Source organism: Streptomyces sp. NPDC002870, assembly GCF_042888505.1.
Lineage (GTDB): Bacteria > Actinomycetota > Actinomycetes > Streptomycetales > Streptomycetaceae > Streptomyces.
In genome coordinates this window covers 1-12,592 of sequence record NZ_JBIAPW010000054.1, presented here as the reverse complement: position 1 = coordinate 12,592, position 12,592 = coordinate 1, and the positions used below count along the sequence as shown (strand labels likewise).

Annotated in this window: 7 protein-coding genes and 2 pseudogenes; 1 reads left to right on the top strand and 8 read right to left on the bottom strand. The window is 68.8% G+C overall.

Annotation, left to right across the window (positions count from 1 at the left end; translation table 11 throughout):
- Positions 1–509: 509 nt before the first annotated feature.
- Positions 510–2,180 carry a pentapeptide repeat-containing protein gene (locus ACFYWY_RS36505; RefSeq protein ID WP_389195273.1) on the bottom strand — a complete coding sequence of 557 codons (1,671 nt, stop codon included), beginning with the start codon at positions 2,178–2,180 and terminating at the stop codon, positions 510–512.
- A gap of 209 nt (positions 2,181–2,389) precedes the next feature.
- Between ACFYWY_RS36505 and ACFYWY_RS36500 the strand changes: the two genes are divergently transcribed.
- Entirely contained in the window at positions 2,390–2,902 is a 513-nt protein-coding gene (locus ACFYWY_RS36500; RefSeq protein WP_389195271.1) for a transposase, read from the top strand.
- A 185-nt stretch (positions 2,903–3,087) separates the two neighbouring features.
- Here the strand turns inward: ACFYWY_RS36500 and ACFYWY_RS36495 are convergent, their stop codons facing one another.
- From ACFYWY_RS36495 to ACFYWY_RS36465, 7 genes and pseudogenes are all read right to left on the bottom strand, one after another.
- Positions 3,088–3,921: a DUF1206 domain-containing protein gene (locus ACFYWY_RS36495; RefSeq protein ID WP_389195269.1), complete on the bottom strand. Its 834-nt coding sequence runs from the start codon at positions 3,919–3,921 to the stop codon at positions 3,088–3,090.
- Positions 3,922–4,183: 262 nt separating this feature from the next.
- Positions 4,184–4,354: pseudogene (locus ACFYWY_RS36490) on the bottom strand (ribonuclease BN); the annotation flags it as partial.
- A gap of 22 nt (positions 4,355–4,376) precedes the next feature.
- Positions 4,377–4,580 (bottom strand): annotated as a pseudogene (locus ACFYWY_RS36485) (transposase); the annotation flags it as partial.
- A gap of 80 nt (positions 4,581–4,660) precedes the next feature.
- Positions 4,661–5,773, bottom strand: a complete 1,113-nt coding sequence (locus ACFYWY_RS36480) for a hypothetical protein (protein ID WP_389195266.1) — start codon at positions 5,771–5,773, stop codon at positions 4,661–4,663.
- Between the two features lie 4 nt (positions 5,774–5,777).
- Positions 5,778–6,731, bottom strand: coding sequence for a replication-relaxation family protein (locus ACFYWY_RS36475; RefSeq protein ID WP_389195263.1), 954 nt, complete (start codon positions 6,729–6,731; stop codon positions 5,778–5,780).
- Positions 6,732–7,908: 1,177 nt separating this feature from the next.
- Positions 7,909–10,584, bottom strand: coding sequence for a hypothetical protein (locus tag ACFYWY_RS36470; RefSeq protein WP_389195261.1), 2,676 nt, complete (start codon positions 10,582–10,584; stop codon positions 7,909–7,911).
- 365 nt (positions 10,585–10,949) lie between these two features.
- On the bottom strand, positions 10,950–11,702 hold the full coding sequence (locus ACFYWY_RS36465; protein ID WP_389195258.1) for a transposase: 753 nt from the start codon (positions 11,700–11,702) through the stop codon (positions 10,950–10,952).
- Positions 11,703–12,592 lie beyond the last annotated feature (890 nt).

The window sequence follows — 12,592 nt, the reverse complement described above, 5'->3', positions numbered from 1 at the left end:
TCACGAGAGCATTGTGCGTGGTGCCATCTATAGAGCAGGACGCCCTTTAGCAGGAGATTGAACCCGGCGTGGCCGAACATCTGCCGCTTGATGATCTTGATCAGTGACATGGTCTCGACAGCGTCCGAGCTCCAGGGCAGGGTGAGGCCGGCGATAACCGTGAGTCCCCCTCACCTTGTCCGGGCGGAGAAGGTGGATCAGCGGCCGGTCGAGCCGTCGGTCATTGTCCAGTAGTTCGGAGAAGGCATGTGAGGCAAGAGGTGCCCTCCGGTACTTGCCTCACTGGTATCCGAGGGTTCGTGAGGCACGTTTGCCACGTCTAGCGTCTGGCACCGGGCCCTCGAGCCAGGTGGGTGTCTGGGGCGCCTTGCTGCTATCACGACCCCCGACCTGGTCGGCACACGCGGGAGGATGCGTGATCACCGTCTGCCTCCCGCGGCGCGTTATCCCTACAGACAGGACAGAGCCCTGAGGGATGCCGAGGGCCCGAGTTCTTGGGCACACTGGGTTCAGCGTTTGACGCGGCCCCGTACCGCGAGGACGGCAAGACCGAGCAGGACAGGCTCGACGAGACGGGAGACCATCTCCGTGTAGGTGCCAGCGGTGGTGAGGTCCTGGCCGCTGGAACGGAAGACAACCGAGTTGATGACCACCCGGGCCGACTTTTCGAACCGATCGGTGCTAACGCGGCTGGCAAGGGATCCGTCGGGATTGACGGGGTCAGGCTTGTCCGTTGTGAGGGCGATCTGCTGCCCCTTCACGGTGCCCTTGCTCTCCGGCTTGGGATCGTCCTTGGCTACGCCCCACAGCATCATCAGCATCATCGTGGTCAGCATGGCGACCAACAGCCAAGCCAAAGCGCGAGAGGCGCGTAGCCCGTACCCAGAGACGGCCCAGTACAAGGTGAGAAGTGCGCGCTCTGGGACGGTCCGTTTGGTGTTCTTACGGCGCATCTCCATCTCGCCGTAGTAGAAATCGGCGGCTTCCGGCTCGTTCTTGCCGTCCTCGAATGCCTTGCGCAGCTGCCGGTACACCGGAGCCAGCGCCGCCGGCTCCAAAGCCTCCGCCCCGTCGGGGGCCACCCACCCCGAGGCCCCGCTGCTGTGGCGCCAGTGATGCTCCTCCAGCAAGGTGCCTCGCACCGTCCAGCGCAACGGCAGCCCGCACCGCCACCGCACACCCTGCGGAGTCTGCGCCAGGGGACATTCGCCTTCCAGGCGCAGCTGGTCTAGGTGCACCGTGCCGGCGAACCGACACACACTCAGGTCGATGTCAGTCAGCACTAGGTGCGCGGCATCAACACCACTGAGCGACCTCATCCGCACGGTCCTGGGAAGCCCGGCCAGCACATCCTCCGCCATCGGAGTTCCGTTGATGGTGCAGGGCACGCGGCGGGAGAGGACAGTGACCGGATACTCGAACACCGCGTCGGTGAGATCCACAGTCGCGTACCGCAGCCGCAGTCCGGCCGTGGAGATCCACTGCGTGCGCACACACTCCAGCCTCTGCGCCGCCGCCTCGATCGTAACCGGCCGCTGAAACACCGCACCTGATAACGCCAGCTCTCCTCCGCACACCAGAGGCCCCAACAATTCGGCATCCTCAAAGGTCGCCCCGTAGAATTCTGCGTCGCCGTCAACCGTCACTGCGTGGAACTGGGTTTTGTCGCTGAACTTCGCCCCGTAGAACCCTGCGTTGGCATCGAACCTCGCCCCGGAGAAACCAGCGAAGCGGCCGAACTTTGCTTCGCCAAACCCAGCATCGCCACTGAACGTCGCCATGTTGAACCAGGCATGACCGGTGAACTTCGCCAAGCCGAACCTGGCGTCGCCGCTGAAAGTCGCCTCGCTGAACTCGGCGTCGCCGCTGAAAGTCGCCAAGGCGAACAGGGCGCGACCACTGAACGTCGCATCGATGAACTTGGCGGTGCGACTGAACGTTGCCTGGACGAACCCTGCCTCGCGGTTGAACGTCGCCCCATGGAAAAGGGCGTAGCTGTTGAACGTCACGCTGTGGAACTCGGCGTTGCCGCTGAAGGTCGCCCCCTCGAAGCCAGCATCGCCACTGAACGTTGCGCCGAGGAACGAGGCATTGCCAAAAAGGGAACGGGTGCCGTCATGGAGTGCCGTTGTGAGTTCCCTGAGCAGTTCTGTGGAGAAGGTGGTGCCGCGGTGGTCCACGTCGCTGCCCGGCTGGAGGGTCCCCAGGTACGCCTGGCGGTCTCCACTGTCTATGTGGTTGAGACACCTGCTGTAGGGAGTAACGATCCGGCCGCAGCATCCCACCGGATCAGCACCGGCATCAGCACCCCACCCGCAGAACGGCCATGACGGAGCGGATGCAGACGCAGAAGGAGTAGTCATGTCGGTAGGACAACAAGACACGCCAGATGGTTGCGGAACGGCTGGTAGCAGAGACCTCAGCGATCGCCAACGTCTGTTTGCCTCACGTGCCTGCACGTCCAATCGGCTGCCTGATCAGCGATTTCCTTCCAGAACCCCTAGATAACGATCGGCACGACGGCATCTGGGCCAGGCCGCTGCTGGAAAGCATCCGGGTACCCCGCCTCGGGCCTGGTCGTCCTCGCTGCCGCCCCGACCACGTGGTGGCCGATAAGGCCTACAGTTCCCGCGGGTTCCGTGCCTACCTGCGCAGGCGCGGGATCGGCCACACCATCCCGGGGAAGACCGACCAGCAACGGCGCCGCCGCAACAAAGGCCGTCATGGAGGCCGGCCGCCAGGCTTCGACCGGAAGGCCTACCGTCGCCGGAACGTTGTGGAACGCTGCTTCAACGCCCTCAAGCACTACCGCGGCATCGCGACCCGGTACGACAAGACCGCCACCTCCTACGAAGCGGCGGTCACGCTCGCCTCGTTCCTGCTCTGGGCGAGATCGCTTTGAAGACGGACCCTAGCCCTGACAGCAGAGTTGAAACCTCGCCGCCCTCACCACCCGTGGCCTATTCAGAGGCGCTGCACAGGCTCGCCCCTGCCGTCCCTGCTGTCTCGACCCTCCGTGTGATTACGGCCCGACCCGGGCGGGGAGCCTGCGGGAGGATCTGGCAGATCTGGCCTGGGTCACCGTGTTTACAGGCGGCGCCAGCGCGCCGAGGCGAAGGAGAAGACGCCGAAGAGGACCAGCCCGATCGCGACGCCAACCAGGAGCCACGGTCCCACCGGTGTCTGCGTGAAGCTACGGAGCGTCGCGTCCACGCCCTTGGCCTCGTCCGGATCGAAGCGGACGGCTGCCACCAGGATGAAGATCCCGGCCGCGGCGAACACCACACCACGCGCCACGCCTCCGACCACGCCCAGAACGGTGACGACCTGCTCCGTACGGTGGCTCATGGTGCCGGTGTCCAACTGCTTCAGGAAGTTCCGCATGGCCGCCCGGACGGCGAGTACCGCACCGATGCCGATCAGGAGGCAGCCCCCGGCTCCCACTAGCACCTGCCCGTACGACAGTTTGAGCACCGATGCCGTCCAGTCCTTCGACTGCGCGTTGCCGCTGGAGCCCTGCCCGCCCCCGGCGGCATAGCTGGCCGTGCTCCAGCAGACGAAGGCGTAGAAGACAGCACGGCCGCCGTCAAGGATTCGCGAACTCGCCTTCCGTTGAGGCCCCCTGGTGAGCACGGAACGGGCACCTCGCCAGAGCGCCATGGCGCCGAAGCCGACCACCAACGCCCACAGCATTACCTTCCCGAAGGGCTGCGTCGCGATCTCGTGCAGCGCGCCCTGGCGGTCCGCCTGCCCGCCGCCGCTGCCGACGGCGATCCGGATGGACAGCAGTCCGATGAGTACGTACACGATGCCGCGGGCGACAAAGCCCGCTCGCCCTGCGGCAGTCAGCGTCTCGTTCTGGGTGGTACGGGCCGCGGACTTCGCGGCCTGGCCGCGCCCTTGCGTGTTGGACGAGGTCACGATGTCCTCCCCATGGTGTGGGCGCGCGATACGCGTCCACCCCCCCAAGTGCCCCGGGCCGGGAGTTTGATGCGCGCAGCGGACGAGCGCGGCCTGGACGGAACAGGCTGATTCATCGGTCATCGTCTTGGGCGTCACCGGCGTAGCACGGGTCACTCCCGGCGTGGGCCTGGGCAGAGCCCTGTGCCGCACCGGCCTCCGACTGTGCGGCGCACCGCCCGACAGGTCGAACGTGAAGAAGCAAGGGGAGTTGTCCTGGCCTTCAGGGTCGTTGCCGCCGAGCCCGCTGTTTCACGGCCTGTGCCACGCGCGGGAGTTCCTCGTGCAGCAGGCGGCCCGCCAGCGCACCGCCGAAGACGACGACGCCCACACCGACCAGCCAGGACTGGACGACCAGGACGGTTCCGAAAGGACCGTAGGTGACGGCACTGGTCCCCCTGCCGTGATGGAGGGGATCAGCCGTCGGTAGTGCCGGGGAGGGCCTCGGTGTCGGCGGTGGCGTAGAGGGTGGCCATGCTCTCTTCGGAGAGGTAGCGGCGGGGGAAGGCGATCCATTCGTCGTGCATTTCGGCCAGCACTGCGGTGGCCAGTCGTAGGACGGCCTCGGGGTTGGGGAAGACCTGGACGACGTCGGTGCGGCGCTTGATCTCGCGGTTGATCCCCTACACCACGGCAGGGGACACGATCCGGCTCCAGGCCGCTGCGGTGAACGGAGCGGGTGTCACCTAGCGAATCGAAATCACCGGCCCGCCGGTTGTTTTCGGCAGGAGCATTTGCGGGCGCGTCCGTCCGCGCTGGTGACCCACCCGTAGTCGCACTCGTCGCAGTATGGTTCCGGCTCGACATGCCGCGGTACAGCGACCGGCGGGGTCCAGCGCTCCAAGTGGCGTTCCAGGTCCATCCAGTTGGGCTTGCGCGCCATGTCGGCGGCAGCCTGAAGCAGGACCTCCTCCGCCATGCCGGAGGCCGCCAGTGCCGCAGCTGCCTGCGCCACCCGCCTGCGTCCCAGCACCGGGACCGCAATCCTCCGCTGCTCCCGGGCCTTGGCCCAGGCATCCGCTACCCGGTCACCAGCCGCCCGGGCATCCGCGATTGGCAGCGGCGTCGCCGCCGGCCCACCGCCGCCGACGGCCGCTACGAGGGGCGGGAGCGCAGGCACCGCGGCCAGTCCCTGCGCTCTGTGGGGTGCAGGAGCCTCTCTCTCGTTCCTGTCGCTGGCCGGTGCCGCCCGGATCCCGCCATCTGGGCCTGCCCCGCCAGAGAGAGAAGAGTCTTGTAGGTGAAGTGTTCTTTCTTTAGCCGACGGGCTTCCGACGATCGGCTCACCGACCGTCGGAAACCCGTCGGTCGGTGCCACCTGCGGCGATTGCGTATCTGCGCTGGCCGCACCCGAGTGACGGGATCCCGTCACTCGGGCAGGCCGTGACGCGGCCCGCGGATTGCGCGTGGGAGCGGGTGCTTGTTCAACGGGCTCGCGGCGCGGGTCGAGCCAGCCGGGCTCGATGCGGATCGCTCGCGCGCCGACCACGTCCGTGAGCATGCCCTCGACGTCCTCGCGGCTGAAGGGCACGTCGGCAACCGAGAATTCGGTGCGCCAGGTGCCGGTGCCCGCGTCCTGGATCTTCAGCTTGACCACGTAGCCGCACGTCACCAGATTGCGCATGGCCCCGGTCAGGGCCTCGCGGCCGGGCCGTCGCTTCCGGGCCAGGGAGGCGACGGTGAACTGCGCACCGTCCGGGCAGCGCAGGGCGATGGCCAGCAGTCCGACATCCAGGACGCTGAGGCGCAGGTCGTCGACCGCCCGGTTGTCCAGGGCCACGAACCGTGGTGGCCGGGTACGGAGTTTCTTCACCTCTCTACAGGTCCATCCATGAACGGCGGTCGGCGGGCCCTGCCAGGGGAGTCCACACGGCCGAGGACGGACCGTGTTGTTCGAGGTCCTCGAGGACGGCGGCGCCGAGTTTGACCTGTCCGGCGAGCTGGGCGACGAGGGGGTGTCCGGCGGTCATCGCCCGCAGGTCATCGATCCGGCGTTTAAGGCTGGGGGCGGATGCCCCGGTCAGGATGAACAGCACCCTAGGGAAGCGGGGGTAGAGACGCTGCCACGCCAGCATCGCGACCTGGTCAGCGACGGTGCCGCGCCGGCCGACGGGCTGAGGGGTGTAGTCGTGGAACCGGGCGTAGGAGATGAGCTTCCGGGCGAGTCGTTCGGAGGACATCGTGGCGCGGTCTACCTCTACGAAGGCCCGGTACTGCAGCCTGCGGGGCGCCACGGCGGTGTAGTGCAGGACGGCGTCGGCGACGAGTTTGTCCTCGCCGCCGGTGTCGGGCAGCCGGTGGGCGATCTCGGGCACCCAGTCCAAGGGGCCGTATTCGTCTCCGCGGCGGCGGGCATCGGCGAGGAATGTGAGGTGGGCGCGTACTCCGGTGAGGGTGTGGGCGGCTCTGAGCGAGGCATCCGTGGCGTTGGCGGGCGTCTGAAGGGCGCGGCCGCGAAGCTCGGGCCAGCTGGTGGCTATGCGGGCGCCTCGCACGGTGAGGAACCAGGCTCGCAGGCGGCTGCTGTTGGGCAGGACGGTGTAGGAGACGAGCTTGTCCTCCCGCAGTGCATTGAGCACGTTGGAGGTGGATGTGCGGACGTTGCCGGGGTTGAGCAGCTGGTGCATCTGCGGGGTGGTCACCAGCCGGTGCTGTGCGAGCAGCGCCAGGGCGCGGTGTGCGGCGGTGTCTTCGGCGCTGGGCTGCGGTTCCTGCCTGGCGTCGTCGATGCTCTCGCTGTCGGGTGCGTCGGTGTCGGTTTCGGTGCTCATGCGTACTGCCCCTGGGATTGGTTGCCATCGGTTGATGGGTTCGGGCCGCCCGTGCCGGGCTTGCCGGACCCGTCACCGGTCGGTGCGGCGGTGCCGGGACCAGGTCGGGTCAGGAACTCGCGGACGGTCGTCTCGTGCTGGTCGGCAAGTTCGGTGAGCTCAGCCAGCGGTTTCGCGCCGGTGTTGGTGTGCGCGGCCGCTTGGAGGGCTCGTGTCTTGCCCGGCCTGGCGAGCTTGCCGAAGACTTCGCTGAGGTGCGGGCCGCGGATCAGCAGCGGCCCGACCCGCTTGCCGGCCACCGTGAAGGACGCCCAGTGGTGGTAGCGCTCCAGCTCGGCGGCGTCCGCGGGGTTGACCTGGCCGCCCCACTCATCGGTGATGTGCCGGATCGCGTCGACTGCTCCGGCCGTGGTGGACAGGCACGACGCGTTCTGCAGCAGCGCGGTCCGCACATCCGGACTGAGCCGGTGCATGAGCTGGGTCATGCCATGCATGCGCACGGCGAACTTCCTCAGCTGTTCGGTGATTTCGGCGAGTGAGGTGGAGGCGGCGCCGTCCAGGGAGATGAGTTCGTCGAGGTAGAGGCGGAACGATCGCCGCTCGGCCGCAGGGATGTCACGACGGGACAGCCCGGCCCGGAGCATGTCGCGCACCAGCAGTGAGACGAGCAGCCGGTCGGTGGGGCCGGTGCCGGCCGGGCAGATCCACACCACCTTGGAGCGGTCCATGGCCTGCCTGATGTCGTAACTGCCAGTGGGAGAGCCGAGGAAGGCCTTGATCACGGGGGAGGCGGCAAGCCGGTCCAGCGGGTTGAGGACCGTCGGCAGGGCGTCCTTGGGGATCTCGGTGAAGGACGTATGCCACCAGCGAGCGGCCTCGGTCTCCAGCCGGTCGACGACCAGAGCCCTGAAGAGCGGGTCGGTCAGCAGGGGACGAATCTGGAACAGGGTGGCCTGGCAGGTCTCCGCGCGGGCCGTGACGGCTTGGGCGTTGACCGCGACGAGCGCTTCGACGGCCTTGGTGAAGATGGTGATCGCGCGGGGCGTGTTGACATCCCCCCACCCCAGGCTGGTGGCGAAGGCGTCCACGACCGCGGCCACCACCTCGTGCTGAGCAGGTGCGCCGGTCATGCTCAGCGGGTTCCAGCACGACAGGCGGTCCTGCGGCTCCCGGATGGTCAGGTCGAACAGCCACGCCCGGCGCATGATGCCGGGATGGGCGAGGTAAGGAGCGACCGTGGCCCACGAATCGCGGTGCGGGTCGACGAACGCCAGCCCGCGCTGGCTGTGCGCGGACGCGACGGCCTGGACGAGGGCCCGCATGGTCTTGCCCCATCCGGCCTTGCCGACCTGTACTTCGAAGAGGGTGTCGTCTTCGCGGGTGGCAACGAGACGCGCGCGGCCGTCCGGCCCGCGGTAGAAGCCTTGCGGCAGCAGATTCCTGCCCGGCGTATAGGTGGGGATGTCCCCGGCCAGCAGCGGCAGCCGGGCATGCAGCGTGGGCGGCTTGAGCAGCCCGGCGAGCTCCTCGACGCGGGCCCAGGATCCCGGGCGGGCCGGATCAGACCGCTGGCCCACCGCTCATCGAACCGCACCCGCCACGGCCACCGGTCCGGACCGAACCGCAACGGACCCAACGAGAAGCCGAGCGATGACAGGCGGGTACGCGCCGCATACACGTCCAGGGCGGCCTCGATATGCCGAAGGCGCCGCTCGGCCCGGCCCACCGTGTTGGAAGCGCAGCGCACCATCAGCTGCACCCGAACCAGTCCGGTGTCCTCGACCAGCTTCCCCAGCGCCTTCTCCCGGTCCACCCGCGGCGGCCGCGGCGTCATCAGCAACCGTCGCCCCTGCCCGCCGCGCTGGTCCTGCGGCACGGTCAGCTTGGTGAGCTGCCACGACAGGGCGTCCTCCATCGTGGCGGCATCCTGCGTCATCCACCGCGCCTCCCTGCGTGACTGGCGGCGTGCCTGCTGGCGAGCGGCATCGATGACCTGCCAGCGCCGGGCCCGGATACGCCACCTGGCGGCGGGGGAGATGTCCAGGCACACCTCCGCCAGGTCGCCCAGGTCGGCGCGCAGATCGGCGACGGCGTCGATCAGCGGCTGCAGCGGGTCCGGCTCCAGCGGCACATCCCGCAGCCGGGCACCCGGCGTGCCGTGCAGCGCAAACGCCGCCCGCACCGTATGACTGCGCTTCTTGCCGGCGGGTGGCTGGGCGGGCTCGGTGCGCACCCGGGCGTAGGGGGTCTGCAGCAGCAGATGCTTCGCGGAGGCGGGGCCCTCGATCAGGTACGACAACGGCTTCGTCCCGTCGGCCCGCAGCCGGATCCGTACGCTGCGCGCGTTACGCGGAGTCCACCACGGTCCTGCGCCGGCGGCGCGGATCAGCTGGGCACCGAACCGCAGGATCTCCTCACCATCTGTCTCGAACTGCCGGGAGGGCTGCAGCTCGACATAGGCACGGCGGCCCAGGGCCTTGGCGGCGAGGCTGCGCTGCAGCACGGCCCAGCCGCACCAGGCCACCGCGGAGAGCAGCCCGACCCACCAAGCGTTGTCATACAGCCAGTTCGCCGCAGTCCACACCCAGATGGTGAGGCTGGTCATGGCGTTCCACACCAGCTGGGGCGCTGAGGCGACCGTTACCGCACGGGCTTCCATGTGTCTCCTTCCAGGGTGAAGCGGACGGTCGCCGTGCGGCCGTCCAGGTAGGTGCCGGACGGGTCGGCCCCGGCCCACACCAGGCGCACCACTGCCGCCGCGCTGGTATCGGTCCGGGTTCGGTCGCGGCGGGCGATCGCTGCCTCGATCCGCACCCGCGTGTACGCGGCCGACGCACCGCGGCCGGTGAAGAAGCGCGGCCACTGCTGGCGGCCGACGCCGGTGACCTCGGCCGTCCACACCGCCCGGCCCAGCGCCGTCAGACGCTGCGCCTGGGCAGGGGGACCAGGTGCCCGCGTTCGCATCGGTAGCGGTGACGCGCGCCTGCACACCCACCTTTGAGCCGTCACCCGGCACGGCACCGACAGCAATCTCGGAGTCGGCCGCTGCTTGATCGACCGTCACCTTCGTGTAGCCAGTACCGCTCACCGCACTCAGCTGCGTGCCGGGCGACAGGTAGCGGGTGACTTCGCCGACCCCGGCGAGGTACGCGTCGAAGAACGCTCCCAGCGAGGAGACCAGCGCACCGCCGGCGGGCAGCGGCTTGACGTACCGCGAGGTTGCCACCGTCGCCGGGCCGGGTCCGGCGATCTGCGCAGGAGCGGCCGTCACGGTGAACGCCCCCGGTCCGCTTACGCCGTCCGTCGCGACCACGGGGACGGCGAAGTACCGCACGATCGTCGACGCGTCCGAAGCGCCGGGCGAACGGCCCGTGTCGTCACGGACCGTGAACTGTGCGGCGACAACGACCGACCAACTGCCCGCGCTCAGCCGGACGCTGCGCACCGCCACGGTGCCCTGCAGCACCTGCGCAGCCTTCGCGGCAGGGTTCGGCAGCGAGACGCTGGGGGCGAGCGCGTGCACGGCCCGCGCAGTGCTGCTGTCGGCCTGGGCGGCGTCGCTGCGCAGCCACAGATCGCAGAACAGAGCCGCTGCCCCGGCCGGATCGGCAGTGCGCAACGCGGACGGCGCGGTCGTCTTGGGCTGCGCAGCGGCGTTGACGCTGGGCGGCATTGCGCACGCGACGGCGAGCGCCACCGGGCCGGCCGCGAGTGCCGCCCACACCCCGATCCGGGCGATGGAAACACGACGGTGCGCAGTGCGCAGGGCAGGGATGGACGCGTTCGACGTACGCAGTGGTGGTGACGGAGAGGCGGCGGCTGGCGCTGGCCTTCGAGAGGCACGAGTGGGCATGGAGGGGCTCCTGGGAAAGGGGCGTTCAGGTGTCGCCCCTATGGAGCCATGCACCACTCACCGATTCGCTCACCACCAGAGCCCCTCAAAAATCACGGTTGAGCAACGGCCGTCGTGGTGAGTTTCTGCAGTCCGCGGTGAGTGGCGCCCAGCACTCACCACGCCTGGTCACAGGCCCTTCTTCCTCAGCCGGTCGGGGAGGGCGACACCGAGCCGGCTGGACCGGAATCCAAAGAATTTCCGAACTCACCACGCCATCGCACTCGCCCCGGCGCCGGTAGACAGAAACTCACCATGGCTCACTGGTGGAACTCACCACGCTCTGGCCTCTCGTGCGGGAACTCACCATGGCTCAGCGGAGGAACTCACGACGGCTCCTCACCGCCCGGCAAGCCAGCCGCAGCCGCCCCGGCGAGTCGGTGAACAGGAGCGTGCCAGCCCAATCCGGCTGCTGCGCAATGGCCTTCGGCCCGGCCGCGCCCTGCGCAACCAACCCTCGCGAACACGTCGACAAGGAGGATTGCGCAGAAGCCCAGCTGACCGACTGCCCATTGCGCAGAGCGAGTGACCGATGCGCAGCCGGTCGCCCAACGGGTCCGCAGGAGCGCTCGGGTGGGCCAGGCCTCCAGCGGTTGCGCAACCACCCGGGACCCTCTGCGCGACGATCGCCGCACGCTCGTCGCGGTCACCGCAACGGCCAGGACCAGGCCGAGGCAGTCCACCACCAGGTGCCGCTTGCGGCCGCCCACCTTCTTCCCGCCGTCCCAGCCGGACGTGGAGCGCGGGATGTTCGCCGCTGCCCGCAGTGACTGCGAGTCCACGATCGCGGCCGTCGGGTCCGCCTTGCGGCCCTCCTTGTCCCGCACGCGGTCGCGCAGCCGGTCGTGGAGCTCGGCGAGCAAACCCCTCACCTGCCAGCGGCGGGCGAAAGCGTGCACACGCCGGTACGGCGGGAAATCCGCAGGCAGATTGACCCACTTGACGCCGTTGTCGACCACGTAGCGGACTGCATCCAGCATCACACGGTGGCAATAGCTCTCCGGTCGGCCGCCCCGCCCTTCAAGCCACGCGGGCACCGGCAGCACCGCCCGGATGACCTGCCATTCCGCGTCCGTCATGTCCGAGCCGTAACACCGCACGCGCTCCGGCCCGTCCGCCGCGTTGCCGAACCTGTGCGCGAGGCAGTCACACGACAGGGACGGCGAGTTGGACTCCACACAGGTGAGCGCGAAAGACTGCGGCAACAGGGCCTCCTGGTGATCGGTTTGGTTCGCACCCCCGAACTACCAAGAGGCCCTGCTGTCATGCGCCGGCCCTCGCGCGATCACCCGAACAGGAACCCTGTTCGACCAGACCAGCCCCCGTCATCGATAAGCGGATGGCGTCTAAGCCCTCTCACAACCACCGAGTTCTGCGACCCCGTTTTGAGAGAGGCTGGCGGAGGCGTTGCTACCTGCGGAGATCGGCGTAGCGCCATCCGCTGCCCCGTTGGTCCGCGAGGCCGGCTCGACCCCCGCGGCACCGTCGCCCTCACCTCCCCCCGGCATCTGAGCGCTCAGCCCGGAGGGGAGGATCGCTCCTTCCGGCTGCGTTTCACGACACCCCTGGGCAACGCCCGATCAGGCCGGCCGCTTCATAGGAGGTGGCGGTCCTGTCGTCCCCGGGCGGTGCTGTTGGTGCGGTTGGCGCGGCCAACGGAATGCCGGACCAAGGCCGGGACAAGGCGCCTACGGCGTGAGTTGCGCAAGCATCAATCGCTGCACGCCCAATGAAGAGTTCACGCGGGCGCCGCTCCCACTATCCCGAGTGCAGGAACAAAATCGTGGCGGGGGGGGCCCGGGGGGGGGGGGGGCGGGGGGGGCGCGCCGGGGGGGGGGGGGGGGGGTGGTGGTGGGTGTTGTGGGGGGGGGGGGGGGGGGGGGGGGGGGGTTTTTTTTTTTTTTGTTTTTTTGGGGTGTTGTTGGGGTGTGTTATTTCCCTGCATGGGGGGGGGGGGGGGGGCCGCCCG